A 25,020-nucleotide genomic window follows, 5' to 3' on the forward strand; every position below is an offset into this window, starting at 1 on the left:
GTCGATGACAAGACGAGCACATATGTGTCGGTCGAGCCGACTCGCTCGATGTGTGTACGTCATTATGGCCGCCGTCTCGGCGTCGGCTCTGGTGTCCTGCTCCGGTTCTCCGGGGCCGACGCCGGCCGCGTCCGGCGGTGGAACCCGGACCGCGGCCGGTGGGGTCGCGTCGACGATCACGGTCGACGCGCCGCCGAACGCCTCCAGCGCCGCCGCGGCGTACGGTGCGTCGTCCGGGACGTTCGAACAGGCGGGCATCAAGGTCGCCCTGCACACCCACCAGGGCGCCCAGTCCACGATCGTCGGGCTGATGTCCGGCGCGTACCCGGTCGTGTGGGCGACCGTGCCTGACATCCTCGCCGCCCAGGCAAAGGGCCTGCCGATCTCGATCGTCGCCCTCGGTGACCAGGGGGCGCCAGGTCAGATCCGGGTGCTCAGCCGGTCCGACTCGGGGATCACCAAGCCGGCCGACCTGGTCGGCAAGAAGGTCGCCATCCCATCGCCGACCTCCTCCTGCGCCCTCGCCATCCCGAACCTGCTCAAGGCCGTCGGCGTCGATGCCAAGAAGGTCCAGTTCGTGACGGTGCCCCAGGTCGACCACGAGAGCACCCTGCAGAACAAGGTCACCGACGCGGTGTGCACGCCCGAGCCGTTCCAGAGCGAGATCAAGCTGCACCTCAAGACCAACGTGGTGCTGGACGTCTTCACCGGCGGCAACAAGGACATGCTGATCGGGGCGTACGTCGCCACCAACGCGTACGTGCAGAAGAACCCGGAGGCGGTCACAGCCTTCCGTGACGGTCTCACCGCCGCCAACCAGAAGGCGGACGCGGACCAGAGCGTCGTCCGGGCGCTGATCCCCAAGTACAGCGGCGTCACCGATGAACTGGCGAAGAGCATCACGCTGCCGACGTACATCCCAAACGTGACGGACACGGCCGCGTTGCAGTCCCTGGCCGACCTCATGGTGGACAACGGTCTGCTCACCGCCAAGATCGACGCCGGTAAGTCGTTCGCCGCGCCGGCCCCGTCCGGGAGCTGACCGGGTCATGTTCACCAGGAATCCGACCAGCCCGGGGACGGTTGGGCAGCGGGCCCGTACGGAGGCCGGAGAGGGCGGCACCGGCACGGCCCGGAGCATTGCGGCGGTCTCGGCGGCCTCGGCGGCGGCGCTACGGCGCCCGGGCCGGCCCGCCCGATACGCGCGGGCGGCGGCGCGCAGCGCCTTCGTCCGCGGGCTGGTCGGCCTGCTCGCGATCTGCCTCGCCGACCAGCTGGTGAGCTGGTGCGGCCTTGTCGAACCGCGCTATCTGCCGCCGGCCACCACGATCGTGGCCCGGCTCGGCGAGCTGCTCACCGCGTCGCCCTTCCTGTCCGACATCGGGTACACGCTCGCCTCGGCCGGGCTCGCGATGCTGGTGGCCGCGCCGATGGCGGTGGTCTGCGGATTGCTGCTGGGGCTGTTCCCCATGGCCCTGCGGGCCACCCGGGTGGTGATCGACGTGCTGCGACCGCTGCCGGCGGTGGCGATCATCCCGCTGCTGACGCTCACGGTCGGGCTCGGGCAGACGAGTGTGGTCCTCGCGGTCGCCGTCGCGGTCTTCTGGCCGATCCTGCTCAACACCGTGCACGGTGTACAGGACGTGGACGGGGTCGCTCTGCAGACGGCCGGCCTGTTCGGGGCGAAGTGGCCACGCCGGGTGTGCACCGTCGTCATCCCGTCCGCGGCGCCGGCCATCGGCTCCGGGGTGCGCATCGCGGTCAGCCTGGCCCTGGTGGTCACCGTCGCCGCCGAACTGATCATCGGTACGACCCAGGGGATCGGCGCGTTCATTCTCGACTCCAGCCGCGGCGGCTTCCACGCCGATCTCGTGTACGCCTCGGTGGCGGTCGCCGGACTGCTCGGCCTGGCCGTGAACTCCGCGGCCACCGCGATCGAGCGGCGCGCGTTCCCATGGCACGGACGGGAGGGAACGTCATGATTACGACGACAGCCGGCCTGATCCGGCGGCCGGGACTCCGGCGGCCGGGACGCCAGGTCCGTCTGCTGGCCAGGCTGGGCAAGGGCGCCGTGGTGCGGTTCGGAGTACTCGTCCTGCTGCTGCTCGCCTGGCAGTGGGCGACGCGCAACGCCGGCAACCTGTTCTTCCCGTCGCCGACCGAGATCCTCGACCGGATCCTCGCCGACTGGTTCTCCGGCCCGCCCACGCACCTGTTCGTGACCTCGGCCTTCATGGCCGATGTCGCGCCGAGCGTGGGCCGGACACTGGCGGGCTGGCTGCTCGGGTCACTGATCGGCGTAGTGGTCGGGGTCCTCGCGGGCTCCGCACGGACCGCGCGTCAGATCATCGACCCGCCGGCGCAGTTCCTGCGGGCGCTGCCCACCCCGGCGGTTGTACCGGTCTTCCTCCTGCTGTTCGGGGCATCCACGGGCATGCGCGTGGCACTGATCGCGTTCGGCTGCGTCTGGCCGGTCCTGCTCAACACGATGACCGCGGCGGCCTCCGTCGATCCACGGCTGCGGCTCACCGCGCGGGCTCTGCGCCTGAGCCGGTGGCGCCGGTTGGCGCAGGTGGCACTGCCCTCGAGCGCGCCGGCCATCGCGGCCGGGATGCGCATCGGGATCGCCCTCGCGCTGATCCTCATGGTGCTCTCGGAGTGGGTGGTGGCCACCAGCGGCCTCGGCTTCAACCTCATCACCGCCCAGCAGCACTTCGACATGACGGGAATGTGGGCCGCCATGGCGCTGCTCGCCATCGTCGGCTACCTGATCAACACCGTCTTCCTCTCCGTCGAGAGCCGGCTCCTGCACTGGCACAAGGGGGTTCGAGGCAAGTGACCGACGCGCAAACGACCCAGACGGCGATGATCGACGTACGCGGGCTGTCGCACACGTACGTCGCCAAGGGCGTGACGCACCAAGCGATCGCCGACGTGTCCTTCACGATCTCCCCCGGGGAACTCGTGTCGATCGTCGGGCCGTCCGGCACCGGCAAGTCGACCCTGCTGCTCTGTGTCGCCGGCCTGCTCAAGCCCACCTCGGGCGAGATGAGCGTGCTGGGGGCGCCCGTGCGGGGAGTGCCCCGTGACCTGGCGATCGTGTTCCAGGACTACAGCCGCTCGCTGTTCCCGTGGCTGCGGGTGGGCGCCAACATCGAGTTTCCGCTGAAGGCGACGCATGTGCCGCGCGCCGAGCGCAGGGCGCGGGTCCAGGAGTCCCTGGAGGCGGTGGGCCTGGCCGACGCCTGGAACCGCTACCCCTGGCAGCTGTCCGGCGGCATGCAGCAGCGGGTCGCCATCGCCCGCGCCCTGGCGTGCCGCCCCAAGGTCCTGCTCATGGACGAACCGTTCGCCAGCGTCGACGCGCAGACCCGGGCCGACCTGGAGGACCTCACCCTGGCGGTGCGCGACCTGTTCGGCGTCACGGTCCTGTTCGTCACCCACGACGTCGACGAGAGTGTCTACATCTCCGATCGGGTGATCGCGCTGACCAGACCACCCGCGACCGTCGCGGACGACATCCCGGTGGCGCTGCCGACGCCTCGCGACCAGATCGCCACCAGGGCCACGGCCGACTTCGTCAAGCTCCGCACGGAGGTGGCGAACCATCTGCGCCACCCGGATTCCCAGGAGCCACCGCCACAAGGCCCGCCGCCGTCCGATCCCGTATCCATTGGATCCAAGGAGTAGATCGTCATGCGTTTCTCGGTATACCTGAACGCCCAGTCCCCGGGGCCCGACCACGACCTCGACGTGATCGACGCGGTCACGGCGCAGGCGATCCTCGCCGACCGCAGCGGATTCGCCGGCGTGTGCCTCACCGAGCACCACTTCACCGGCTACAACACCTACGGCAACCCGTTCACGTTCGGGGCGTACCTGGCGCCTCAGCTGACGAACGCTCATGTGGTGCTGTCGGTCGCGGTCCCGGCACTGTGGAACCCGATGAACTTCGCCGAGGCGTGCAACACCCTCGACATCCTCACCCGGGGCCGGTGCATCATCGGCGTCGGCACGGGCGGGTCCCCGCAGGAGTACAAGGGTCTTGGCCGGGACCCGGCGCAGCGCGGCGCGCTCATGGACGAGGTCATCCAGATCGCGGAGCAGGCCAGCCGCAAGACTCTGGACGACCCGGACCTGGAGTATGCCACGCCGCACTCCAAGGGCGTGCTGACCCGCCGGATCATGCCGACCTCGTACACCGAGCCGGGGCCGCGGTTCGGCCGCGCCGCGCTGTCCGACGAGGGCATCGTCCACACCGCCGAGCGCGGCTGGGTGCTGATGACCGCCCGCGAGGCCGTGCCCGAGACCGCCCGCAAGTGGCGGCTCTACCACGACACGCTGAACGCGTCCGGCCACGACGAGGAGACGCTCGCCTTCGCCCGGGAATGGTCGATGGTGCAGAAGATGGTCTACGTCGGCGAGACCGACGAGTCCGCGCTGGCCGACGTCGCCGGGCCGCTCGACTACCTCGCCGAGCAGTCGAAGAAGTCGTTCGGCGGGACCGCGGCGGCGGCCGGGTTCAAGTCCAGCATCGTCGGCGTCTCGGCCGTGGACCGGGACGACTTCGTGGAGAAGGCCATGATCGTCGGCAGCCCGGAGACCGTGGCCCGCAAGATCAGCGAGTACGAGGGCATCGGCGTCGGCCACATGACGCTGGTCTTCCTCTACGGGCAGATGAGCCCGGCCCTCGGCGCCCGTTCGATGCGCCGCTTCATCGACGAGGTGATGCCCCGCTTCACCGACCCCGTGCAGACCGCCGAGCACGTCGCGTACTCCGCCACCACCAGCTGACCGACCCCATCCCTCACGAAAGCCGGGAAACCGAAGAAAGGGCACCTTGTGACCACCCTGCAGAGCAGCACCGAGACCCCGCTCCAGCCCGGCGTCTGGACCGTCGACGCGGCCCATTCGCTCGTCGAGTTCTCCGTACGGCACATGACCGTGGCCCAGGTGACCGGCCGGTTCGGGGCCGTCAACGGCACCGTCGAGGTCCCGGCCGGCGACCCGCTCGGCGCGACCGTGCGCGCGGACATCGACGTCGCCTCGGTGAGCGCCGGTCACCCCAAACGCGACGAGCTGATCCGCTCCACGGACTTCCTCGACGCGGAGACCCACCCAGTCATCACCTTCACCGGCGGCTCGGCGAAGCCGACCGCCGACGGGCGCTGGAACGTCCCGGGCGACCTCACCATCAAGGGCGTCACCCGGCCGGTGGTGCTCGACACCGTCTTCGGCGGGGCGATCTCCCATCGCGGCGCGATCCGGGCCGGATTCTCCGCCGTCACCGAGATCAACCGCAAGGACTTCGGCGTCACCTGGAACGCCGCACTCGACTCCGGCGGCGCCATCGTGTCGGACCTCGTCCGGATCACGCTGGAGATCGAGCTCGTCCTCACCCAGTCCTGACCGACCGAACGGAGACACGAATGGATCTCGGAATCGCCAGCTCCACGGCCGTCATCTCCGGCGGCAGCACCGGCATCGGCAAGGCCGCGGCCGCAGCGCTGCTCGCCGAGGGCGCGGGCGTCGTCCTGCTCGCCCGTACCAAGACCACCCTCGACGAGACGGTGGCCGAGCTACGGGCGCTGGGACACCCTGGACCGGTCGTCGGCATCCAGGCCGACGTCACCGACCGGGCGTCGGTCGAGGTGGCCGCCCGCCAGATCGAGCTGGAGTTCGGCCGCGTGCAGATCCTCGTGATCGCTGCCGGGCACCGGATGCGCCGGCTCGACCGGCAGCTGTTCTGGGACGACGGCGACTGGGCCGCCGACCTGGACGTGAAAACCGTCGGCATGCTCCGGGTCATCCGGGCGCTGCACCCGCTCCTGGACAAGACCGGCGCCGGCCGGATCGTCAACATCGGCGGCGTCGCCGGCGAGACCGTCTGGGAGGGCGCCCTCACCCACGGCCTCAACAACGCGGCCATGCACCACGCCACCCGCTACCTGGCCCGCGACCTTGCGCCCGAGGGGATCACCGTGAACGCCGTGGTCCCCGGCCTGGTCGCCACCGAGTGGCGGGTCGGCTGGGCCGCCGCGGCGGCGGGGAAGGCGGGCAAGACGACCGAGGAGTTCCTCGACGCCTACCTCGCCAAGCTCGGCGTTCTGCTCGGTCGGTGGGCCGAGTCGGCCGAGGTCGCCGAGGCAGTGGCCTTCCTGGCGTCCCAGCGGGCCGGCTACATCACTGGCACGTCGCTCATCGTGGACGGCGGGATCACCGTCAACGCGCTGTAGATCCGAAGGAAACCATAATGATCGAACACATCATCGTCGTGAAGGCGCGACCGGGCGCGGAGGAGGCGGTGACCGAGGCGCTCGTCGAGTTCGCCGCGGGCATCGCCGTCCTGCCGGGCCTGATCGAACTGACCGTCGGCCCGAACTTCCACACGCGGTCCCTCGACGCCGGGGTCACGCACGGCATGTTGGTACGCCTGGTGGACGAGGACGCGCTGGACCGCTATCAGAAGCACCCCGTCCACGCCGCGCTGCTGTCCAGGCTGGACGAGACCTGCGTCGGCCGGATCGTCCTGGACTGGGTCGTCGAACGGGACCCGGCGGGGGCGGCGGCATGAGCGCGGTCCGTAGCCTGGTCGCCGCAGCGTTGCTGGCGGACGTGGATCCGCGCAGCTACACCCCGCAGGAACAGGCCAACATCGATCTGATCGTGCGGCTGCGGTCGGTGCCGTTCGCCGAGCGCAGGAAGTTCATGCGCCCCGGCATGTGCCACCACCGCTGGGGATTCGCATCCTTGGCGGACATCTCCGGTATGAAGGACGGCCGTGGATACGACGCCCACTCGATCTCCGACCGCGTCGACACGATCGCGGACATCATCGCCAAGGACGACCGCGTATGGGCCGTCTGGACCCTGCGCGGCACCCACACCGGTCAGCTCTTCGGTATCCCGGCCACCCACCGGCGCCTGGAGGTCCTGGAGTGCGGCGTGTGGCGCATCGAGGACGGCCTGGTCGCCGAGGCCTGGTTCTTCGGTGACGAGCTGGGCCTGCTCCGTCAGCTCGGCGCTCCCATCACCGCGGAGCTGCTCGACATCCAGGTCAACGGTACGACCCCGTAGCCGCGTACTCCATCGCGCCGGTCCCGCTACCGTGGGCTGCCGGCGAGGATAGCGCGGTCGGCCTTGATCGCCCCGGAACAGCACACCCGGACGCTCGGGGGAGGGAGGAATCTCGTGAGCCCGGCTGGTCAACCTGGAGAGTGACTCCGGGGGGAGCCCCCGGGTGGTTCGTGCACGCTGAGCCGTCCTTGCGCGCGATCACCGCCGTATCGTCAGCCGACAACTCCCCCCTCGGACACTGGCTGTAGCGATACGCGGACGAGGGCCTCGACTTAACGGTCGGGGCCCTACCTGCGTATTCGTAAGTGATCGTGATCCGCTTCGTAGAGCGGGCTCTTCTTCTCTGCGTCGACGGCGTGCACGCGTTGTGCGATATCTCCGAGTCTCTCAGTGATCCCCCGGATCTGGTCGGCGGTGAGGGGAGTTTCTTTCGTTCGAGTGGCGGCAGGCGGCGTGTCGAGTTCCTTGCGTGCTGTCTCCTCGTCCGCCTGTGCCTCGTTGATCCATTGAGTGACGACGGCGGGGTCGGTGCCGGCTTCGAGGGCGGCTTGGTAGCGGGCGAGGCGCCGCTCGCACTCCTTGACCGTCCTCCGGGCCTGGGCCTGCTCCGGCGTAAGGGTCTCGGCCGCTTCGCTGCCGCGCTGGCCTGGGCTAGGGCGGTGAGGGTGGCGGCGAGCCGGTCGGGGGCGAAGGCTTTCGCGATCCACCGGTCCAAGGCTCGGGCACACCACGCCCCGACGCACCCACGCGCTACTGACGCTGTTGCCGTGATGTCGTCAAGGTGAGGCCGGTTTCGGCGAGGCACCCGTCGATGAGGTTGCTGCGGTACTGGATCTGGCGGAGACCGTGCCGAAGCGCGCTCATGAGGTGGTCAGGGTCGGTGAAGGCGGTGTTGGCCTGGCTGCTGCGTCGCAGCAGTGACCAGACGCCCTCGACGGGGTTGAGGTCGGGTGCATAGGCCGGCAGGAAGTAGCAGATGATCCAGTCGTGGGCGTTGATGAACTCCCGCAGTCGGCGGTCTTTGTGCACGTTCAGGTTGTCCCACACGAGCACGATCGGTGCGTCGAGTTGCTGGTGGGCGGCGATGAGCAGATCGCGGTAGTCGGTCCAGGCGAAACTGCGTCTGCCGCCCCGCTTGTGATCGACGTGCCGCTTGGGCCGGTAGATCAGGCGTGAGCGTTCGCCCTGCTTGTAGCAGGCCAGAGCGGCGATGGAGAAACGGCGCTGGGAGCGTCCCCGCACCCGGATGACAGGTGTGTGTCCGCGCCTGGCCCAGGTGCGGACGGTGGGCGGCGTCATCGAGAACCCGGCCTCGTCTTCGAAGCACAGCCAGGCCCCGAGCGCCGCCACGGCGTTTCCACCTGGGGCCAGGTCTCCTTCACCCAGCCGGTGACGGCTTCCTCGTCGCGCTCCACCGCGCGGCGGGCGGGGACCTGGTGGCTGAAGCCGTGCCGGTGCAGCATCTGCGCGATGGCCGACAGCGTCATGCCCTTGTGGAACCGGCGCCCGCCGCGCGCTGAGGGAGTTCGAGCAGTTCTACAACGGGCATCGACCACATCAGGGCATCGCCAACGCCCGCCCACTGCACCCATTGCCCCCACCGATCACCGATCCGGGGCGGATCGCCCGCCTCGACATACGAAAACGCGACCGACTCGGCGGCATCCTCCACGAGTACCAACATGCTGCGTGATCTGTACGGACGAACTTTTCGGCAAGGACAACGTTCCGTCCGTACCATGAGCAAGATCACAGCTTAATTTGAGGGGCCCCTCATGTTAGTCTGGGTGCATGAGTCACCAGCACGTCCTGTCCGCGTCCCAGGCGCCGGCCAAACCGCTGCGCCGCGACGCGCAGCGCAACAGGGACGCGATCGTGGCCGCTGCCCGCAAGGCTTTCGCCGAGCAGGGGCTGGACGCTTCCCTGGAGGGTGTTGCCCGCGAGGCGGGTGTCGCGATCGGCACGGTCTACCGGCACTTCCCGCGCCGGCTCGACCTTGTCGAGGAGCTCTTCACCGCGAAGTTCACGGATCTGCTCGCTGCGGCCGAAGAGGCCGCGGCCATGGACGACGCCTGGGAGGGGTTCTGCTCCTACCTGGAAAAGCTCTGTGAACTGCAGGCCTGTGACCGGGCCTTCAACGACCTGGTCTCGGCCCGCCTGCCCGTCCATGTGCTCGGCAGGGGAATGTTCGAGCGTACGAAGGAACGGGTCGCTCAGATCTTCCGGAACGCCCAGGAGCAGGGTGTCCTGCGTGACGATGTCACTCCGGAGGACATCGCTTTCGTGATCTGGTCCCAGGTCGGGATCATCCAGGCCACCCGTGCCGTCGCTCCCAACGCCTGGCGCCGTCATCTCCACCTGCTGCTCGACGCCTTCCGCGCCGAGTGCGCCCACGAGCTGCCCGAACCCGCGCTGACCCCTCAGCAGGTCGCGCAGACCCTCACCACTCTCGAGTGCCCCGAAGAGGAGTGCCGCGAGTGCCGCGAGGAGGCATGAGCCGCGGCTGACGACGTCGGGCAACAGGGCATACAGGGGGACATGCGGCGGGCCCGGTGCCGCGGTCGGCATCCGGGCCCTCAGTCCCGCGGGGGCGTCACCGTCCAGGGGGATGGTGTTCAGTTTTCCGCCAGCAGCTGTGCCAGTTCGGCGTCCAGGTCGAACCGGCTGGATTCGGTTCCCGGCGGCACCGCGGACCGCGTTTCGCGCAGGAAGGATTCCACGCCCTGCGCGGGGAACTCGAGCAGGGCCGATCCCGCAGGTGAACTGAGGACCGTGCGCACCACATCGCGTCCCGAGTCACTGGTCGGCCACATGCGGACGTCTGCGTGCCCGGTGTGCTCGCTCAGAGCCTGAGCCAGCATGTCGCGGCTGAGGAACCACTCGACCGTTCCGCTCTGGTCCAGGGGGTGGAAGACGGCACGCACGGCATAGGGATCATCCGCGTCGTACTGCAGTGCTGCAGGTATCGACACCGACAGGTCGTGCGACAAGACGAGCCGCACGGGCAGCTCGTGTGCCACGGTTCTGACCGATCTCACTGTCCCTCACTTCCATGTCTCCGCTCGCCCGGCACTGCGATGGCTCCGTGTGTGCATCGAGGCGCGGGGGTGGCGGTACCGCCGGCGCGACCGGAAGCGCCGGTGGACACCAGCAGCCCACGCGGTTCCCGCGTGTTGTCCTTGTTCGCCCAGGGGGCGATTTCACCGGCTCGCGCTCGATGTCGGCTCGGCGAGCGGTCGGTTTGACGAGCCGCAACGGCGCACCCCAAAGCCACGTCGTTGCGGCCGGTCAAACCGACCGTGCTGGCCTGCGGCTGCATCAGTGCTGGTCCGCAGACCACGCGACCTGGTCCAGGTACCAGCGCTCGGCGCTGACGCGGTACGTCGTCACCTCGCCCCAGCGGTACCCGTCCCAGACGTACAGGTGGCTACCGTTCCAGCGCTCTTCCCCGTAGTGGCCCTGGCGGTCGTCGTTCGTGTACCAGCCGCGGGGTGCGCCCCAGCCGTCGTCCTGTGCGCCGTGGTGAGTGCTCTGGTATCCGCTCGCGCGGTCGCCGCCGGCGGTGAAGGCGGTGATCGCGGACTGCGTGTGCTCCCCGGGCGCCGAGGCCGTCGCTGCTGACGCCGTGCCGCTGACTCCGAGAAGGGCTCCGCCTGCCAGCGCCGTAGAAGCGACAGCGGTCGAGACGCGCTTGATCCACTTGTTCATGGTCATCTCCTTGTGATGTGCCGCGATTCCGTTGACCGGGCGGCCGTCCTGTCCGTGATCCGGGGAATCCGGATCGGCCGGGTGTCGAACGGGGAGGATCATCCGGAGGGGGTCCTCACGTTCGGCGCTGCCCAGCGTACTCGAGGGGGCCCTCATGTTTGCGGTGAGGCTCATCACAGCACGTCGGAGGGGCCGAATGGCACGAGCAGGGCGACGGTGGCCGAGGCGGCGGGCGCCGGGGCGCCGACGCCAAGCTCGTGCTGGGAGCCGCCGGGATCAGGCGCCGCCTGCGCCGCGACCTGCGCATCGGGGATGTCGTCCAACATCACCGCTCGGCTCTCCCGCGGCCGACGCTGCCCTTGCCGAAAACCTCATCCGCTCAGGTGGAAGTCGGTGTGCGGGATGCGCGGGGTCTCGAGCGCGGATGCTCGGATTGGTACTCTCGCGCGGCCTGCGATCACCCCGGCATGATGGCCGGTCGTGCTGCTGCGACTGGCTTACCTGACCGTGGCGAACGTGTTCGCCGTGCTGCGCCTGCTGCCCATGAGCGTCGGGACAAGCACACAGAGATCCTCGCCCTGCGCCATCAGATCACGGTGCTGGAGCGCCAACTCGGTGGCGAGAGGATTCGGTTCTCTCCAAGCGATCGCGCGTTCCTGGCGGCGTTGCTGCACGGCCTGCCCTCACAGGGGCACTGTCACGTTTGGCTGACCGGATGGGATGATCTTCTGGTTGATCATGGTGGAGGGGGGTTGTCCGTGGGTAGCGCGCCGCCGTCGTACAAGGGGCACCGGTACCCGGCGGAAATCATCGCCCACTGCGTGTGGCTCTACCACCGCTTCCCGCTCAGCTTCCGCAAGGTCGAGGAGCTGATGCTCGAGCGCGGTGTCGTCGTCTCGTCTGAGACGGTCCGGCGGTGGTGCGTCAAGTTCGGGCAGGGCTACGCAGGCGCGCTGCGCCGCCGCCAGCCCCGGCCTGGCGACAAGTGGCACCTGGACGAGGTCTTCATCAAGATCAACGGGGAGCTGAAGTACCTGTGGCGGGCCGTCGACCAGGACGGCAACGTCCTCGACATCCTTGTCCAGAACCGTCGCAACAAGGCCGCGGCTCGACGCTTCTTCCGCCGTCTGATGAAGAGGACCCGGGCGGTGCCGCGGGTGATCGTCACCGACAGGCTGCGTTCCTACGGCGCGGCCCACCGCGAGGTCATGCCCTCGGTCGAACACCGCTCACACAAGGGTCTGAACAACCGGGCGGAGAACAGTCATCAGCCCACCAGACAGCGTGAACAGGCGATGAAAGGCTTCCGTAGTGTGGGCGCAGCGCAGCGGTTTCTGTCCGCGTTCAGCGGCATCTCACCGCACTTCCGGCCCCGCCGCCATCTGATGACAGCCTCCGACTACCGATCCGAAATGACCATCCGCTTCGCGATCTGGGACCAGGTCACCGGCATCGCGGGCCTGCCCGCCGAAGCCTGAGCACCGACCCGAGACCCGACCTCCGCCACGCCCTGACACGACGTCAGAAACCCACGCACTTAACAACGTGACAGCGCCTGCCAGACACCAACCTCCCAACCAGACACACCACAACTAAGCAGCGACACACTAGGTGTCCGCCCGCGAAGTCCTGCGTGTCGATTCCGTGGGCCTGGGATTTCCTGGGTCGATCCGGTGCAGGATCCGATGGCTGATGCCCGTCAGGTGACTGAGCTGCGGGACCGTGAGGGCGTCGATGACGAGGTGCCGTACCGCTTCGACGTGGCCGGGGGCGGTGGCCACTGTCTTGGCCCAACCGGTTTCGGTGAGGATGGCGTTGGTGCAGCGTCGGTCCTTGGGACACGGTTCGCGGCGCACCCAGCCGCGCCGCTCGAGCCGCTTGATGACATGGGACAGCCGGGACAGGGAGGCGTTGGCCAGGACGGCGAGGTCACTCATTCGCCGCGCCCTGTCGGGCGCCTCGGACAGTCCGGCGAGGACGAGGTACTCAAAGAGAGTGATGCCGGCGTCACGCTGCAACTGGGCGTCGAGGACGGCTGGCAGTTTGGTCACCACTGCAGCGAGTGACAGCCAGGCGTCTTGTTCGTCATCCGTCAGCCAGCGCGGTTCATGAGCCCCGGCCTCAGTCCGAGGGTGTTTCGCGTCAGCTGCCATGAGGTTCACGCTAACAGAGGTAGTTGATGCGTCAAGTTAAGTGAGGAGCCACACATTCACTTGACCTTCACGTGAAGTTGAAGTTTTCTAGGATTCAGTTGATGCATCAACGATTGCGGGTTCCGAGAGATCCCGCTGCGATCCCCGGTCGCGGCATCAACCGTGAAGTCCGTCAGAGCGAACCGGCCCGTTGTGAAGCCGGTTGGGCAAAGGAGCCCATCTCCCCGGACGTCGGCGGCCGGGGTATGGGAGCCCACCAGTCCCACGAGTACTGGGGCAACCCACGCCATCAAAACCGGAGCCTCGACCCAGGGCTCCGGAGCAGACTAAGGAGAATGACCATGAGTCATGCCCTCGGACGGCGGACCGCCACCGCGGCCGCCACGCTCACCGTCGCGGTGGGCGCCCTCCTGGCAGTGGGCGGCACCGCCTCGGCCGCATCCGGCCCGGCGGTTGATCGCACGGCGGCCGTCGCCTTCCACTCCGCGAGCGCGGCCCGATACGGCAACGACCACGCCGACAATCGCAGCGATTCCAACTACGACGGTCGGAGCGACCGCAACGGCGCCGGCCGCTATGGCCGTTGGAACGATCATGAATCCCACCGCTACGACCGTGGGGAAAACCGTTGGGACGGTCACCGCAGGTGGCACCGGACCAACGGCGACTGGTACTCCAGTGACCGCGGCGAGCGCTACCGGTACGACGGTCACCGGTTCTACCGGTGGGAGGATGGTTCCTGGTGCGTCGGGACCGGCGATGCCCATGATTTCGACCACGGCATCTTCTACTGATCCTCCGAGGCAGGTCCGGGCCGGGCGTGCTGCGCGCCGGCCCGGACCGAGTCCCGATTTGCACGCCGCTCGTGGCGCAGCGGTGCACCTACCCGGCCTCCGAGAAGCAATGTGAGTCATGGCAATCTACTCAGATCAGATGCTGTACATGGGGCTCGTGCGCGCGCTCGACGAGCGAATCGTGGTGCCCACCCGCCTGGTGTACGAAGCGCACGACCCGTTTGCCGTGCGCATCGTCTTCCACCCAGGTGTTGACCACTCCGTCCAGTGGATCGTGGCCCGAGACCTACTGGTGCAGGGTCTTTCCCAGCCAAGTGGGCAGGGGGATGTGCAGATCTGGCCGACAGGATCCGGGCTCGGTGCCGAGCTGAATCTCTCCCTGTCCTCCGAGTCCGGGGTTGCATGGCTCACTGCGCCGTTCCCGGTGGTGGAGCAGTGGCTGGAGCGCACCTTTCGGTTGGTGCCGGCCGGCCACGAGGCCGACAACTTCGACGTAGACGCCGAACTGTCTCAGCTGCTGCACGGCACCCGCTGAGAGGGCTGGGCTACCGTTCCAAGCTGAGTGCCTCCATGCCGCATCCTGGCGGTGCTCGAGATCGACCACTGTGTTCCTCGGCCGACCGCCGTCCTAGTTCTGTCAGAGCGGGCGTCAGGCTGTTCGGGACGACGGGGCCGCACCCTCAATCCCTCGCATCCTGGCGTATGAACGGGACCGAGTTACGTGCGTGGTGACCTGATACGAGCAGGTTGGTAGCAGCGCGAACCCGGGCTTCCTTTCGACGGAGGCGTTCATGAACATTTTTCAGCGTCGGCGTACTGCACGACTGAGGGCCTACGCCCTGCTCAAACGACGACATCCGGAACTGTTCAACAACTCGTGCTATACCTGCCCATCCGTTCCCGGCCACCGGCACGATGCCGTGCCCGCGCAGCCACAACCGGAGCCGCTTGAGTGGGACACCGGTGACACGACCAGCTACACCAGGCGATGACATCGACCTCGGCGGCCTGCTGATTGTGTCGGCCGTCGATGCCAAGATGATCATGTGTAGTTTGGTGAGCCATCAACTACGTTTACAATTTCTTGTATGGGCGAGACGGTGCGGTGGTTGACGCCAGACCGTCGTCGGGCCCAAGCCTCCCTCGGTCCGCGAGGTCACCTCATGGATCATGACCCATCCCGAACACCTCCGCGACGGCGATGCCGACAAGCTGCACCGCCTGCGTGAGCGCGACCCCGAGCTGGACCGGCTCACTGGCCACGTCAGGAAGTTCGCCGTCATGATGACTGCGCGCCAAGGCGACCGGCTCGAGGAGTGGATCGCCGGCGTCGAGGACGACACCCTGGCTCCGCTTGCGGGCTTCGCCCGCAACCTCCGCCGCGACTTCGACGCCGTCCACAACGGTCTGTCCCTGCCACATAGTTCAGCATGATCTAGCGCGGAACCCCGGGCGTTCACGCCCGGGAGGAAGCGCTTCTTAACGCTGCTCTGACCCGCGCGGGTGCACGGGTCTGCGCTATTGACCTCAGCTGGGACGTTTCTGGTTCTCGATGTACTCCTTGATGACAGCGAGCGGGGCGCCCCCGCACGAGGCGGCGAAGTAGGAAGGCGACCAGAAGTGCTCACCCCACAGGTACTTGCGGATGTGACCGGGGAACTCCTGCCGCAGGCGCCGGGCGGAGACACCCTTGAGGGAGCCTACGAGCCGGGAGATGGCGACCTTGGGCGGGTAGTGCACGAGCAGGTGGACGTGATCGCGTTCGCCGTTGAACTCCCGCAGCTCCGCTCCGAAGTCGGTGCACACGTCGCGCATGACCTCTTCGCAGCGCCGAAGGATCTCGTCGGTGAATGGTCCGCGCCGGTACCTGGGGGTGAAGACCAAGTGCGCGTGGAGGGTGCAGACGACGCTACGGCCCCTGCGGATATCGGGATTTGGCTCCCAGCGTGGTGACATAGATCAATGTTACGATCACTCCCATGAAGATCGTGACGCAGGTCAAACTCATGCCGGATGCCGTGCAGGCATCCGTGCTTGAGCGCACCCTGCGCACGGTCAATGACGCCGCGAACTGGGTGTCGGAGGTGGCGTTCGAGCACGGCGTGCCGCGTGAGTACGAGCTGCGCAATCACACCTACGCCGAACTCAAAGCCCGTGGGCTGGGAGCGCAGGCCGCGCAACACGTCATCAAGAAGGTGCGCGACTCGTACACCACGCTCAAGGCCAACATCCGGGCCGGAAATCTCGGCACGGAAGGCTCTGAGCGTCGCCGCAAGGCCGAGTCCAAGCCGATCACGTTCCGGCCCCAGGCCGCGCAGCCGTATGACGACCGGTGTTTGAGCTGGCAGTACGACCAGCAGACCGTGTCCATCTGGACCGTGGACGGCCGGGTCAAGAACGTCTCATTCGTGTGCTCCCCGGACGCGCACAAGATGCTCCAGGCGCACCGGCAGGGCGAATCCGACCTGATCGAGCGCGACGGCGTGTTCTACCTCGTCGCCACCTGTGACGTGCCCGAGGCCGAGCAGTACGAGCCGGACGGCTTCATCGGCGTGGACCTCGGGATCGAGAACATCGCCACCGCCTCCACCGGCTACCTTGCCGCCGGGCGGGGGCTCAACCGGTACCGCAAGCGACAGCTCGCCCTGCGGGCCAAGCTCCAGAAGAAGCGCACCAACAGCGCCAAGCGGCGACTCAAGGCCCGTGCCCGCAAAGAGGCGCGGCACGCCGCGAACACCAACCACATCATCTCCAAGACGATCGTGACCGAGGCTGAACGCACCGGGCGCGGCCTGTCCCTCGAAGAACTCAAGGGCATCCGCAACCGGGTACGGCTCCGCAAGCCCCAACGGGTCGCACTCCACTCCTGGGCCTTCGCCCAGCTGGGAGACTTCATCGTCTACAAGGCCAAGCGGGCCGGTGTGCCCCTGGTCTTCGTTGATCCCGCGTATACGTCGCAGACGTGCGCCGAGTGCGGCCACGTCGACAAGCGCAACCGTGTCGCCCAGGAGCTTTTCATCTGCCGGGGGTGCGGGGTCGTTGCCCACGCCGACCGGAATGCTTCCCACAACATCGCCACCCGTGGCGCGAGCGTGTGGAATGCGGGGCGTGAGTCACGCGTCCCTGCCACCCCATAGGGGTGTCTGAACGGAGGAGTCCACCCCAGCAGCCAGCTGGGCACTACCTCCAAGCCCGGTCCTTTAGGGCCGGGTCAAGTTGACGCGCTGTTGAAGGCAACATCAACCGGCTGAAGATGCTGAAACGCCAGATGTTCGGCCGTGCCAGCCTTGATCTCCTTCGCAAACGCGTCCTGCTCGCACGGTGACACCCTCCGCACTGGATCACAAGATCGTCGACAGAACCCGGATCTTGACATGGATGGCGTCGATGAAGACGACCGGGTAGACCGCGTCGAGCGGGCGGGTGCGCCAGTCCGCCATCGCCTCCAGGGCCTTGTCGGTTATCGTGGAGACGGTTTCCTTCGTCGTGGTCATCCCGTACAGCTAGGCGAGATGGGCGACGATCTCGCCGGAGGTGAGGCCCTTCGCGGTCAGCGAGAGCACCATCTCGTCCAACGCCCCGGTCCGGCGGGCGTACTTGGGCAGCAGCCGGGGGCTGAAGGTGCCCAGCCGGTCCCTCGGGACCTGCACCGTCACGGTGCCGACCTCCGTTATGACCTTCTTGGTCCGGTAGCCGTTGCGCATGTTCCCGCCCGATCGTGACCCGCGCCCGCCACGCTGCCCGGCCCCGGCGGCCAGGTGCTGGTCCATCTCGGCCTCCAGCGCGGCCAGCATCAGGTGCTGGGCCAGCTCGGGCAGGATCCCGCCCTCGCCCATCAGCCGCAGCCCGCCCAGCTGGACCTTCTCCGCCGCGAGCGCGGCCAGCTCCTCCAGCAGCTCGCTGGACAGACCGTTCTGCGACACCGGCATCGACTTCACGTCGGCACCTTCGACGCTCTCACCGGCCCCGGCAAGCGACACGCCGTCCACGGTCTCGATCTGGTGATCGGTCGTCGTGCTCATCAGGTAACTCCTTCGGGGAGGATCACACCTGATTCATGGCTCTGACTTGATTTTCGTAGCGGGTGATCGAACCCGTCGTGGTTCTCCCTGCCCTGGGCGCAGACTGGTGGGTGTATGCCCTCGAGTTGGAGGTCCTGCTGCCGCAGCTGGCCGCGGTGCAGGTACGGGAAGTGCAGGCTGGCGGGGATCTGATCCAGATTATGGCCCGGACCCGGGACGGTGTCGCGGTGGCGTGTTCGGGCTGTGGCTGGTTATCGGACTGGGTGCACAGCCGGTACGAACGGCATGTCGCTGACGAGGCGGTCGGGGGCCGGCCGGTCACGGTCGACCTCTCGGTCCGCCGCCTGTACTGCGAGAACCCCGGGTGTTCGAAGACCACGTTCGTGGAGCAGGTCGATGGACTGACCGTGCGCTACCAGCGACGCACCCCTGCCCTGCAGCAACTGCTGAGTGCTGTCGCGGCGGCGCTCGTCGGCAAGACCGCCGTCCGATTACTGCCTCACCTGCATCAACTGGTCAGTTGCAGCACGTTGCTGACCATGCTGATGGCACTTCCGCTCCCCGTCCTGCCGGTTCCGCAGGTGCTGGGAGTCGATGATTTCGCGCTACGGCGCGGTCACCGCTACGCCACCGTCCTGATCGACGTGATCACCCACGCCCGCGTCGACGTACTGGCCGACCGCACCGCCGAGACGCTGACCGCCTGGCTGCGTGCACACCCCGGGGTGGAGGTCGTATGCCGGGACGGCTCGGCCGGCTACGCCGAGGGCATCCGTCAGGGAGCCCCCGACGCGGTGCAGGTCAGCGACCGATGGCACCTGTGGCACAACCTCGCCGCCGCGGTGGAGAAGACGGTGGCCGCGCACGCCGCGTGCTGGCGCGCGGTGCCCCCCGAGGCGACGCCCGGGTCGCGCAACGCGCGTGTCCTGCAGACCCATGCCGCCGTGCACGCCTCACTCGAGACCGGGGTGAGTCTGTGCGAGACCGGCCGACGCCTGGGCCTCGCGCTGAACACCGTCAAACGGTACGCCCGCGTCGGTGACCCCGCGCAGCTGATCCGGCCCCCTCAGTACCGGCGCTGCCTGGTCGATCCCTACCGCGACCACCTGCGGACTCGCCGCGCGGCCGGTCCGGTGGCCACCACCACCCTCCTCGCGGAGATCCGCGTACTGGGCTACACCGGCAGCCCGAACCTGCTAGTCCGCTACCTCGAACAGGGCCGGGCCGAGGAGTCTTTGGCCGACCCGTCCGTCCGCCGCCTCACCTCCTGGATCATGACCGACCCCGACCACCTGGCCGATGAGCCGGGGACCCACCGCGACAAACTCACCGCCGTCTGCCCCGAGATGACCGCCTTGACCAGCCACGTCACCGCTTTCGCCAAGCTACTGGCCCACCACGAACATCCCACCACCGGGCACGCGGCCCTGGCCGAATGGATCGAGGCCGTGAACGGCGACGACCTCCCCGCCCTGCACGCCTTCGTCCGCGGCCTTCAGAAGGACCAAGACGCCGTTCAAGCCGGTCTCGACCTGCCCTACAGCAACGGAGCCACCGAGGGCATCAACAACAAGACCAAGCTCCTCAAGCGCCAGACCTACGGACGAGCCGGCTTCGCCCTCCTCCGCCAGCGCATCCTGCTCAACTGATCTTCGGGTCAACGGGACGATCACCCGCTACGAAAATCAAGTCAGAGCCTGATTCATGACACTCCCTCAAAGCGGGCGTTTGCGAGTACCGGGCCCGCTCGTCGGCGAGGCAGGGATCGTGCTGGTGCGACTGGTGGTGCGCACGTGCCTTCGCGGCAACTGGGCCACAGGGTTCGTGCCCGCCTCTGGAGTGCTGATGTCTGGCGCTGGTGTGCGGGCGAGGCCTGGGCCCGGTCGTTTGGGTGGTGTGATCGCCGTCGCTGTGCATATTCGTGTGGCCCTTTAGAGTCGTTTCGCCTTTCTTCGATGGCGCTGGCGCGCCCTTGACCGTGTGCGCCGTCTGGCGCCCGACGTGACACAAGCGGGCTCCACCGCGTGGCGATGGAGCCGTGCCTCGAGGAGGAACGTTCATGCAGGCTCGGAGGATCGGCGCGGTCGCCGCAACAGCAGTGGCGCTGGTGGCAGCCCGCGACCTTGTCCAGAAGCGGCACGCATTGCTGCGGAACTTCCCGGTGATCGGGCACGCCCGGTACCTGCTGGAGACGATCGGGCCGGAGCTGCGGCAGTACATCGTGACCTCCAACGAGGAGGAGCGCCCATTCAGCCGTGACCAGCGCACCTGGATCTACGCGTCGGCGAAGGAGGAGAACAACTACTTCGGGTTCGGCACCGAGGTCGACGTCGAGCACGTCCAGGGGCACGCCTACCTGAAGCAGCGCACCTTCGCCAGCGCTCTGCCCGACGCGCACGACCTGCAGGCCCCGCTGCCCTCGGCCAAGGTGCTGGGCGGTCCGCGCGGGCGCGCCAAGGCCTTCCGGCCGGCGAGCGTCGTGAACATCTCGGCGATGAGCTTCGGCTCGCTCTCCGGCGCGGCCATCACGGCGCTCAACGAGGGAGCGGCGCTGGCGGGCACGATGCACAACACCGGCGAGGGCGGCCTGTCGCCGTACCACCGCAACGGCGGCGACGTGGTGCTGCAGATCGGCACCTCGTACTTCGGCTGCCGCAACGAGGACGGCAGCTTCAACCTCGACAAGCTCAAGGACGTGGTCGCGAGCGCCCCCGTCAAGGCGATCGAGATCAAGCTCTCCCAGGGGGCCAAGCCGGGGCTGGGCGGGCTGCTGCCGGGCGCCAAGGTGACCCCGGAGATCGCCGAAATCCGTGGCATCCCCGTCGGCAAGGACTGCGCCTCCCCGTCGCGGCACACCGCGTTCAGCGACGTCGACTCGATGCTCGACTTCGTCGAGCTGCTCGCCACCGAGACCGGTCTGCCGGTCGGGGTCAAGAGCGCGGTGGGCGAGCTGGGCTTCTGGCAGGAGTTGGCCGCGCTGATGGCGCGTGGGGAGCGTGGCGTCGACTTCGTGACCGTCGACGGCAGCGAGGGCGGCACCGGAGCGGCGCCGCGGATCTTCGCCGACTCGGTGTCGTTGCCGTTCCGGATGGGCTTCTCCCGGGTCTACGGCACTTTCGCCGAGCTAGGGCTCACCGACGAGCTGACCTTCATCGGCTCCGGCAAGCTCGGCCTGCCCGAGAACGCCGCGGTCGCCTTCGCCCTGGGCGCCGACATGATCAACGTGGCCCGTGAGGCGATGCTGTCGATCGGCTGCATCCAGTCGCAGAAGTGCCACACCGACAAGTGCCCCACCGGCATCGCCACCCAGAACCAGTGGCTGGCCCGCGGCCTGGACCCGACCTCGAAGGCTACCCGGGCCGCCGTCTACCTGCGCACCCTGCGCAGGGAGCTGATAAAGGTCTCGTCGGCTGTCGGCGTCGCCCACCCGGGACTCATCACCGCCGACGACATCGAGATCATGAACGGCGACTACGAGGCCCGCACCCTGGCCGGCGTCTACGGCTACAAGGACGGCTGGGGCGAGCTCGGCCCGCACCTTGCCAAGGAGATCACCGAGCTGCTCGTCGGCACGCCGACCTCCACGAACAGCCGGCCGGAGTGATCGCAACGTGTCCGAAGAAGTGAGATTCAAGAGCGTCGTCGGCCCCGAGCTGGCCGGGTCGATCGACCTGCCGGAGGGCGAGGTCCGGGGCTGGGGGATCTTCGTCCACGGATTCACGCTCGGCAAGAACTCGCCGGCCGCCTCGCGGGTCAGCAAGCAGCTGGCACGCGAGGGGATCGGCATGCTGCGCTACGACAACCTCGGGATCGGCGACTCCGACGGCGACTGGGGTGACGGTTCCTTCACCGTCAAGGTCCAGGACACCGTCCGCGCGGCAAACCTGATGGCAGAGCGGGGGACTCCGGCGGATCTGCTGGTGGGGCACTCGTGGGGAGGCGCCGCCGCCATCGCCGCGGCGGCCGAGGCGACCGGCGTCCGCGCGGTCGCCACGATCGGGGCGCCCGCCGACCCCAGCCACGTGGAGCACCAGTACGACGCGGTCGTGGACTGCGTGCTCAGTGAGGGGCAGCACGAGTGGTTCGTCGGCGGGCGGACCCTGGTCCTCAAGCGCGCCTTCGTCGAGGACGTCCGCCGTGCCTGTCTGCACGACCGGGTGCGTGAGTTGGACCGGCCGCTGCTCGTGATGCACTCGCCCACCGACGACACCGTCGATATCGCCAACGCCGGGGAGATCTTCCGCGAGGCGCGGCACCCGCGAAGTTTCGTCTCGCTCGAAGGAGCAGACCACCTCCTGACCGCACGAGGGCAGGCGCAGCGAGCCGCCCACATCATCAGCGCCTGGGCCGACCAGTACATCCACGCCTCACGGCCCGCAGGAAAGGACGTCTTGGGTGTTTGAGAGGTCTTTTTCAGCTGATGAGAGCCACTTCAGCATGATCTAGCGCGGAACCCCGGGCGTTCACGCCCGGGAGGAAGCGCTTCTTAACACTGCTCTGACCCGCACGGGCGCACGGGTCTGCACTATTGACCTCAGCCGGGACGTTTCTGGTTCTCGATGTACTCCTTGATGACAGCGAGCGGGGCGCCCCCGCACGAGGCGGCGAAGTAGGAAGGGTGCAGTTCCTTTGAAGGGAAGGGTTGAGTAGGTCGCTGTGCGTGGGGCGGGCCAGGGTCACCAGTCCTTGATCATCGAGCTGCCCTCTCGCGTTGCTCAAGCCACTCGAGGTACCGGCTGCGGAAGGTGTGACGGTTTCCGTTTGCATCGACGTACGGCTCGAAGGGCGGGTTGACCGCGCAGTCCCGGTCGCGGAGTTCCCCGCGGTGCGGGCCGACGACGATGAGCCAGCCGGTCATCCCGCATCCGTTGTCGCTGATGAGGATCGCACCCCGCCCGCGTTCCAGGAACCAGACATCGTCGCCGGCGTCTCCAAAGACCTCGCGGTAGTCGTCCAGATAGTCGTCGTCTTCGTCACGGGTGGTGGGTTCGTACCCATCGGCGCGAAGGGTCGCCATCTGCTGGTCGGCCCAGTCTTCCGTCTCGACGAACGGCCCACTGGGGTCCAGCAGCCAGGGATGGTCCTCGTCGTTCTCCCAGACCCATCCCCACTTCCCGTCGATTCGGCGCAACGACGTGAGCTGGAGTGCCGGTCCGGGGCCGCCAGCTCCGACCTCCGCCAGAAACGTGCGGTACTCGTCGGGGAGTGCGACACCGAACTGTGCTTCGACCTCGGCGATGGCGGCGGGAGTCAGGACGGGTTCGAACGTCGGGTATCGAGACGGCCCACGGCCACGGGCTCGACGCTCGGCCTCCTCCACTGCGATGACGCGTTCTCGAACTCCCGGCCAATGCGCGTGCGTGTTCACGGCTCTCCTATCGACGGCGAGCACGGACATTAGTCCCTGCCTCCGACATCCGACCTCCGTATGGGCTGTGTTCGCGGCCGCTCGTCTCTACCGTGGTGGTGAAGGAGGGGTGGCAGATGGGCTCGCTGTTCGAGGAGTTGGAAGCCCGCGAGGCAGCGGCTCGGGTTCAGGTGGAAGAGCTGGAAGCCGAGCTTGCTGAGCTGTCCGGGAAGCTGGAGCTGGCCCGTGAGAGCCTGAAGCGCCTGCGGATCACATGGGAAACGGTCACCGAGGTTCTCGAGGAGATGGAGACTGAGATGCCCGTGGTGGCAGATGTCGGACCGTCGCGATCGGGTGAGCGGATGGCGTCGGCGTATGCGGGGGCCGAGCGGCAGGTCATCGGGGTGCTGACGGTGCCGAACTGGCAACCCGGCATGATGTCAGACGTGCTGCCGTCGGTATATCGCGACATCGTGGAAGTGGTTGCCGACGCACCGGGGCCGATCCGCGCCAAGCAGATCGTGCCGAGGATCGGGCTGCCGACCGAGACCCGGAAGATCGAGGGCACCCGGTCGAAGCTCAAGCGGCTGGTGGAGCGAGGCTGGCTCGACGAAGAAGCCCCCGGGTTGATCACCCCGGCCCGCCGCCCGACGGCTGCTCCACCCAACTCCCGCTGACAGCAGGACTCTTCCGCCTACATTCGAAGGTGCGACCCATATCGGATGCAGGATCAGGAAGAGCCCCGGAGATGACACCGTACGACACTCATGCCACCACTGACCCCTTTGCCCGCTCCATAAGCGCCTTCGAATCGCTGATGCACACCCTGTCGGGCGGCGATGCGAGCGAGTGGACCCACGCCGAGCTGGAAGAACACCTCGACGCGGGCGGGCGGGAACTGTTACGGCAGCTGCTGCAGGACCACCTTGACCTACGCGCCCGGCGGGAAGAGGAACAGATCCGTGCCAGTGGCAGACCTGTGGTGATGGGTCCGGAAGGACAGCTGCGGCCCTGGCGGGAGACGGGGCACTCACGCTGGCTGGCCAGCGTGTTCGGGCTGGTCCGCGTCACCCGGGTCGCCCACCGAGGCCCCGGCGTCTGCAACATCCACCCCACCGACGCGGCACTGTCGCTGCCGGCGGGCCGACACTCGATGGGCCTGCGCCGACTCGCGGTCACCGAATCAGTGCGCGGGTCGTTCGACCAAGCCCAGCAGGCAGTCGAGCGCCGCTGCGGGAAGGTGCTGGGCAAACGCCGACTCGAAGAACTGGTGGTCGCGGCCGCGGTCGACGCCGACGACTTCTACCGCGCCAGGATCCCGGTCCCCTGCAGCAGACAGATGCCGCTGGTGGTCCAAGTCGACGGCAAGGGCGTGGTCATGCGCCCGGAGGCCCTGCGCGAGGCCACCCGCCGGGCCGCCGCGAAAGCCGCAGGCGGCCATCGCGCACGGCTCGCGCCGGGCGAGAAGCCGAACCGGAAGCGGATGGCCACCGTGGCCTGCGTCTTCGACATCCGGCCCGCGCCGAGGCGCCCTCACGACGTGATCCACCCGCCCGGCGGTCGAAGCGGCGAGCGCCGGGCCCGCCCCGGGCCGAAGGCCGAGAGCAAGTGGTGCACCGCCTCCCTGGTCCGCCCGCCCGAACAGGTCATCGCCGAGGCATTCAACCAGGCCCAGGCCCGCGACCCGAAGCACACGGTGGCAGAGAAGCTCGACATCGGCTCCCGCGAGACGCTGGGGAACTGGGTGAAGCAGCACGAGATCGACGGGGGCCAGCGTCCGGGGACGACGACGGAGGAGTCCGCCCAGCTCAAGGCATTGAAGAAGGAGAACGCCGAACTCAAGCGGGCCAACGAGATCCTGAAGGCCGCGGCGAGTTTCTTCGCGGCCGAGCTCGACCGGCCGCACACACGCTCGTAGC

General features: G+C 68.1%; 31 protein-coding genes and 3 pseudogenes. 21 read left to right on the top strand and 13 right to left on the bottom strand.

What is annotated here, in order from left to right; all coding sequences use genetic code 11:
- The first annotated feature begins 52 nt into the window (after positions 1 to 52).
- From FNV62_RS53505 to FNV62_RS53545, 9 genes are read left to right on the top strand one after another with little or no spacing between them, the layout of a single operon-like run.
- On the top strand, positions 53 to 1,042 hold the full coding sequence (locus tag FNV62_RS53505) for an ABC transporter substrate-binding protein (protein ID WP_143605018.1): 990 nt from the start codon (positions 53 to 55) through the stop codon (positions 1,040 to 1,042).
- Between the two features lie 7 nt (positions 1,043 to 1,049).
- The gene (locus FNV62_RS53510) at positions 1,050 to 1,982 is read left to right on the top strand and encodes an ABC transporter permease (protein ID WP_143605019.1); all 933 of its coding nucleotides are present in this window, start codon (positions 1,050 to 1,052) and stop codon (positions 1,980 to 1,982) included.
- Entirely contained in the window at positions 1,979 to 2,839 is an 861-nt protein-coding gene (locus tag FNV62_RS53515; protein ID WP_164331927.1) for an ABC transporter permease, read from the top strand. The genes FNV62_RS53510 and FNV62_RS53515 overlap by 4 nt, the downstream gene beginning before the upstream one ends.
- Positions 2,836 to 3,690 carry an ABC transporter ATP-binding protein gene (locus FNV62_RS53520; RefSeq protein ID WP_225900755.1) on the top strand — a complete coding sequence of 285 codons (855 nt, stop codon included), beginning with the start codon at positions 2,836 to 2,838 and terminating at the stop codon, positions 3,688 to 3,690. The genes FNV62_RS53515 and FNV62_RS53520 overlap by 4 nt, the downstream gene beginning before the upstream one ends.
- A 6-nt stretch (positions 3,691 to 3,696) precedes the next feature.
- Positions 3,697 to 4,794 (top strand): LLM class flavin-dependent oxidoreductase, encoded by a 1,098-nt coding sequence (locus tag FNV62_RS53525; protein WP_143605021.1) that lies wholly within the window; start codon positions 3,697 to 3,699, stop codon positions 4,792 to 4,794.
- A gap of 48 nt (positions 4,795 to 4,842) precedes the next feature.
- Positions 4,843 to 5,409 carry a YceI family protein gene (locus FNV62_RS53530; RefSeq protein ID WP_143605022.1) on the top strand — a complete coding sequence of 189 codons (567 nt, stop codon included), beginning with the start codon at positions 4,843 to 4,845 and terminating at the stop codon, positions 5,407 to 5,409.
- A gap of 20 nt (positions 5,410 to 5,429) precedes the next feature.
- Entirely contained in the window at positions 5,430 to 6,236 is an 807-nt protein-coding gene (locus tag FNV62_RS53535; RefSeq protein ID WP_143605023.1) for an SDR family NAD(P)-dependent oxidoreductase, read from the top strand.
- A gap of 17 nt (positions 6,237 to 6,253) precedes the next feature.
- Complete coding sequence (locus FNV62_RS53540; RefSeq protein ID WP_143605024.1) at positions 6,254 to 6,574, top strand: Dabb family protein; 321 nt, start codon at positions 6,254 to 6,256, stop codon at positions 6,572 to 6,574.
- Positions 6,571 to 7,077 (top strand): ester cyclase, encoded by a 507-nt coding sequence (locus FNV62_RS53545; protein ID WP_143605025.1) that lies wholly within the window; start codon positions 6,571 to 6,573, stop codon positions 7,075 to 7,077. Before FNV62_RS53540 ends, FNV62_RS53545 begins: the two co-directional genes overlap by 4 nt.
- Positions 7,078 to 7,364: 287 nt before the next feature.
- Here FNV62_RS53545 and FNV62_RS53550 read toward each other — a convergent pair whose 3' ends face one another.
- From FNV62_RS53550 to FNV62_RS53565, 4 genes and pseudogenes are all read right to left on the bottom strand, one after another.
- Entirely contained in the window at positions 7,365 to 7,784 is a 420-nt protein-coding gene (locus FNV62_RS53550; RefSeq protein ID WP_143605026.1) for a hypothetical protein, read from the bottom strand.
- A 43-nt stretch (positions 7,785 to 7,827) separates the two neighbouring features.
- Positions 7,828 to 8,376 (bottom strand): transposase, encoded by a 549-nt coding sequence (locus tag FNV62_RS53555; protein ID WP_240361553.1) that lies wholly within the window; start codon positions 8,374 to 8,376, stop codon positions 7,828 to 7,830.
- A pseudogene (locus FNV62_RS53560) lies at positions 8,373 to 8,585 on the bottom strand (helix-turn-helix domain-containing protein); the annotation flags it as partial. The gene FNV62_RS53555 and the pseudogene FNV62_RS53560, both read right to left, overlap by 4 nt.
- Positions 8,561 to 8,749, bottom strand: coding sequence for a hypothetical protein (locus FNV62_RS53565; RefSeq protein WP_164331424.1), 189 nt, complete (start codon positions 8,747 to 8,749; stop codon positions 8,561 to 8,563). The gene FNV62_RS53565 and the pseudogene FNV62_RS53560, both read right to left, overlap by 25 nt.
- 119 nt (positions 8,750 to 8,868) lie before the next feature.
- Between FNV62_RS53565 and FNV62_RS53570 the strand changes: the two genes are divergently transcribed.
- A complete protein-coding gene (locus FNV62_RS53570) occupies positions 8,869 to 9,573 on the top strand; it encodes a TetR/AcrR family transcriptional regulator (protein WP_143605028.1) in 705 nt (234 codons plus the stop codon).
- A 119-nt stretch (positions 9,574 to 9,692) separates the two neighbouring features.
- Here the strand turns inward: FNV62_RS53570 and FNV62_RS53575 are convergent, their stop codons facing one another.
- The 3 genes from FNV62_RS53575 to FNV62_RS53585 form a co-directional block, all read right to left on the bottom strand.
- Entirely contained in the window at positions 9,693 to 10,067 is a 375-nt protein-coding gene (locus FNV62_RS53575; RefSeq protein ID WP_375336824.1) for an SsgA family sporulation/cell division regulator, read from the bottom strand.
- A gap of 328 nt (positions 10,068 to 10,395) precedes the next feature.
- Entirely contained in the window at positions 10,396 to 10,785 is a 390-nt protein-coding gene (locus FNV62_RS53580; RefSeq protein WP_144316298.1) for a hypothetical protein, read from the bottom strand.
- Positions 10,786 to 10,958: 173 nt separating this feature from the next.
- Positions 10,959 to 11,111 (bottom strand): hypothetical protein, encoded by a 153-nt coding sequence (locus FNV62_RS53585; RefSeq protein WP_164331928.1) that lies wholly within the window; start codon positions 11,109 to 11,111, stop codon positions 10,959 to 10,961.
- A 432-nt stretch (positions 11,112 to 11,543) separates the two neighbouring features.
- Here FNV62_RS53585 and FNV62_RS53595 point away from each other — a divergent pair, with 432 nt between their 5' ends.
- The gene (locus FNV62_RS53595; RefSeq protein WP_143652508.1) at positions 11,544 to 12,263 is read left to right on the top strand and encodes an IS6 family transposase; all 720 of its coding nucleotides are present in this window, start codon (positions 11,544 to 11,546) and stop codon (positions 12,261 to 12,263) included.
- Positions 12,264 to 12,392: 129 nt separating this feature from the next.
- On the opposite strand, the gene FNV62_RS53600 is transcribed toward FNV62_RS53595, so the two are convergent.
- The gene (locus FNV62_RS53600) at positions 12,393 to 12,836 is read right to left on the bottom strand and encodes a MarR family winged helix-turn-helix transcriptional regulator (RefSeq protein WP_225900757.1); all 444 of its coding nucleotides are present in this window, start codon (positions 12,834 to 12,836) and stop codon (positions 12,393 to 12,395) included.
- 443 nt (positions 12,837 to 13,279) lie between these two features.
- On the opposite strand from FNV62_RS53600, the gene FNV62_RS53605 reads away from it, so the two are divergent.
- The 3 genes from FNV62_RS53605 (at position 13,280) to FNV62_RS53615 (ending at position 15,166) form a co-directional block, all read left to right on the top strand.
- Positions 13,280 to 13,732 (top strand): hypothetical protein, encoded by a 453-nt coding sequence (locus FNV62_RS53605; protein WP_143605032.1) that lies wholly within the window; start codon positions 13,280 to 13,282, stop codon positions 13,730 to 13,732.
- Between the two features lie 118 nt (positions 13,733 to 13,850).
- Positions 13,851 to 14,267 carry an SsgA family sporulation/cell division regulator gene (locus FNV62_RS53610; RefSeq protein WP_143605033.1) on the top strand — a complete coding sequence of 139 codons (417 nt, stop codon included), beginning with the start codon at positions 13,851 to 13,853 and terminating at the stop codon, positions 14,265 to 14,267.
- Between the two features lie 635 nt (positions 14,268 to 14,902).
- Entirely contained in the window at positions 14,903 to 15,166 is a 264-nt protein-coding gene (locus FNV62_RS53615) for a hypothetical protein (protein WP_205522505.1), read from the top strand.
- A gap of 93 nt (positions 15,167 to 15,259) precedes the next feature.
- Here the strand turns inward: FNV62_RS53615 and tnpA are convergent, their stop codons facing one another.
- Positions 15,260 to 15,688 (bottom strand): IS200/IS605 family transposase, encoded by a 429-nt coding sequence (gene tnpA / locus FNV62_RS53620; protein ID WP_143605034.1) that lies wholly within the window; start codon positions 15,686 to 15,688, stop codon positions 15,260 to 15,262.
- Positions 15,689 to 15,711: 23 nt separating this feature from the next.
- On the opposite strand from tnpA, the gene FNV62_RS53625 reads away from it, so the two are divergent.
- Positions 15,712 to 16,869, top strand: a complete 1,158-nt coding sequence (locus FNV62_RS53625; RefSeq protein ID WP_143605035.1) for an RNA-guided endonuclease InsQ/TnpB family protein — start codon at positions 15,712 to 15,714, stop codon at positions 16,867 to 16,869.
- Positions 16,870 to 17,073: 204 nt separating this feature from the next.
- Here the strand turns inward: FNV62_RS53625 and FNV62_RS57405 are convergent, their stop codons facing one another.
- Together FNV62_RS57405 and FNV62_RS57410 are read right to left on the bottom strand one after the other, a co-directional pair.
- The gene (locus tag FNV62_RS57405) at positions 17,074 to 17,226 is read right to left on the bottom strand and encodes a transposase (protein WP_143605036.1); all 153 of its coding nucleotides are present in this window, start codon (positions 17,224 to 17,226) and stop codon (positions 17,074 to 17,076) included.
- Between the two features lie 9 nt (positions 17,227 to 17,235).
- The gene (locus tag FNV62_RS57410) at positions 17,236 to 17,754 is read right to left on the bottom strand and encodes a transposase (protein WP_143605037.1); all 519 of its coding nucleotides are present in this window, start codon (positions 17,752 to 17,754) and stop codon (positions 17,236 to 17,238) included.
- A gap of 134 nt (positions 17,755 to 17,888) precedes the next feature.
- Here FNV62_RS57410 and FNV62_RS53640 point away from each other — a divergent pair, with 134 nt between their 5' ends.
- The 3 genes from FNV62_RS53640 to FNV62_RS53650 all read left to right on the top strand — a co-directional run bounded on the left by FNV62_RS53640 (position 17,889) and on the right by FNV62_RS53650 (position 22,157).
- Positions 17,889 to 19,403 carry an ISL3 family transposase gene (locus FNV62_RS53640; protein WP_143651897.1) on the top strand — a complete coding sequence of 505 codons (1,515 nt, stop codon included), beginning with the start codon at positions 17,889 to 17,891 and terminating at the stop codon, positions 19,401 to 19,403.
- Positions 19,404 to 19,813: 410 nt separating this feature from the next.
- A complete protein-coding gene (locus FNV62_RS53645; protein ID WP_143605038.1) occupies positions 19,814 to 21,358 on the top strand; it encodes an FMN-binding glutamate synthase family protein in 1,545 nt (514 codons plus the stop codon).
- 7 nt (positions 21,359 to 21,365) lie between these two features.
- Positions 21,366 to 22,157: an alpha/beta hydrolase family protein gene (locus FNV62_RS53650; protein ID WP_143605039.1), complete on the top strand. Its 792-nt coding sequence runs from the start codon at positions 21,366 to 21,368 to the stop codon at positions 22,155 to 22,157.
- A gap of 131 nt (positions 22,158 to 22,288) precedes the next feature.
- On the opposite strand, the pseudogene FNV62_RS53655 reads toward FNV62_RS53650, so the two are convergent.
- Positions 22,289 to 22,372: pseudogene (locus FNV62_RS53655) on the bottom strand (transposase); the annotation flags it as partial.
- 72 nt (positions 22,373 to 22,444) lie between these two features.
- Positions 22,445 to 23,146, bottom strand: a complete 702-nt coding sequence (locus tag FNV62_RS53660) for an SMI1/KNR4 family protein (protein ID WP_164331929.1) — start codon at positions 23,144 to 23,146, stop codon at positions 22,445 to 22,447.
- Positions 23,147 to 23,238: 92 nt separating this feature from the next.
- On the opposite strand from FNV62_RS53660, the gene FNV62_RS53665 reads away from it, so the two are divergent.
- The 3 genes and pseudogenes from FNV62_RS53665 (at position 23,239) to FNV62_RS58345 (ending at position 25,019) form a co-directional block, all read left to right on the top strand.
- A complete protein-coding gene (locus tag FNV62_RS53665) occupies positions 23,239 to 23,778 on the top strand; it encodes a hypothetical protein (protein ID WP_143605041.1) in 540 nt (179 codons plus the stop codon).
- A gap of 71 nt (positions 23,779 to 23,849) precedes the next feature.
- A pseudogene (locus FNV62_RS53670) lies at positions 23,850 to 24,794 on the top strand (ISKra4 family transposase); the annotation flags it as partial.
- A gap of 3 nt (positions 24,795 to 24,797) precedes the next feature.
- Positions 24,798 to 25,019, top strand: a complete 222-nt coding sequence (locus tag FNV62_RS58345; protein WP_375336857.1) for a transposase — start codon at positions 24,798 to 24,800, stop codon at positions 25,017 to 25,019.
- The last annotated feature ends 1 nt before the right edge of the window (position 25,020 follow it).

This window comes from Streptomyces sp. RLB3-17, assembly GCF_007113425.2.
In the GTDB taxonomy this organism is placed as follows: domain Bacteria; phylum Actinomycetota; class Actinomycetes; order Streptomycetales; family Streptomycetaceae; genus Streptomyces; species Streptomyces mirabilis_D.

Excerpts from the sequence above, each read along its gene's own strand:
- FNV62_RS53510 (WP_143605019.1), top strand. The coding sequence starts at position 1,050 with ATGTTCACCAGGAATCCGACCAGCCCGGGGACGGTTGGGCAGCGGGCC.
- FNV62_RS57405 (WP_143605036.1), bottom strand. The coding sequence starts at position 17,226 with ATGACCACGACGAAGGAAACCGTCTCCACGATAACCGACAAGGCCCTG.
- FNV62_RS53580 (WP_144316298.1), bottom strand. The coding sequence starts at position 10,785 with ATGAACAAGTGGATCAAGCGCGTCTCGACCGCTGTCGCTTCTACGGCG.
- FNV62_RS53585 (WP_164331928.1), bottom strand. The coding sequence starts at position 11,111 with ATGTTGGACGACATCCCCGATGCGCAGGTCGCGGCGCAGGCGGCGCCT.
- FNV62_RS53525 (WP_143605021.1), top strand. The coding sequence starts at position 3,697 with ATGCGTTTCTCGGTATACCTGAACGCCCAGTCCCCGGGGCCCGACCAC.
- tnpA (WP_143605034.1), bottom strand. The coding sequence starts at position 15,688 with ATGTCACCACGCTGGGAGCCAAATCCCGATATCCGCAGGGGCCGTAGC.
- FNV62_RS53610 (WP_143605033.1), top strand. The coding sequence starts at position 13,851 with ATGGCAATCTACTCAGATCAGATGCTGTACATGGGGCTCGTGCGCGCG.
- FNV62_RS53645 (WP_143605038.1), top strand. The coding sequence starts at position 19,814 with ATGCAGGCTCGGAGGATCGGCGCGGTCGCCGCAACAGCAGTGGCGCTG.
- FNV62_RS57410 (WP_143605037.1), bottom strand. The coding sequence starts at position 17,754 with ATGAGCACGACGACCGATCACCAGATCGAGACCGTGGACGGCGTGTCG.
- FNV62_RS53625 (WP_143605035.1), top strand. The coding sequence starts at position 15,712 with ATGAAGATCGTGACGCAGGTCAAACTCATGCCGGATGCCGTGCAGGCA.
- FNV62_RS53515 (WP_164331927.1), top strand. The coding sequence starts at position 1,979 with ATGATTACGACGACAGCCGGCCTGATCCGGCGGCCGGGACTCCGGCGG.
- FNV62_RS53535 (WP_143605023.1), top strand. The coding sequence starts at position 5,430 with ATGGATCTCGGAATCGCCAGCTCCACGGCCGTCATCTCCGGCGGCAGC.
- FNV62_RS53570 (WP_143605028.1), top strand. The coding sequence starts at position 8,869 with ATGAGTCACCAGCACGTCCTGTCCGCGTCCCAGGCGCCGGCCAAACCG.
- FNV62_RS53555 (WP_240361553.1), bottom strand. The coding sequence starts at position 8,376 with ATGACGCCGCCCACCGTCCGCACCTGGGCCAGGCGCGGACACACACCT.
- FNV62_RS53545 (WP_143605025.1), top strand. The coding sequence starts at position 6,571 with ATGAGCGCGGTCCGTAGCCTGGTCGCCGCAGCGTTGCTGGCGGACGTG.
- FNV62_RS53605 (WP_143605032.1), top strand. The coding sequence starts at position 13,280 with ATGAGTCATGCCCTCGGACGGCGGACCGCCACCGCGGCCGCCACGCTC.
- FNV62_RS53540 (WP_143605024.1), top strand. The coding sequence starts at position 6,254 with ATGATCGAACACATCATCGTCGTGAAGGCGCGACCGGGCGCGGAGGAG.
- FNV62_RS53665 (WP_143605041.1), top strand. The coding sequence starts at position 23,239 with ATGGGCTCGCTGTTCGAGGAGTTGGAAGCCCGCGAGGCAGCGGCTCGG.
- FNV62_RS53615 (WP_205522505.1), top strand. The coding sequence starts at position 14,903 with ATGACCCATCCCGAACACCTCCGCGACGGCGATGCCGACAAGCTGCAC.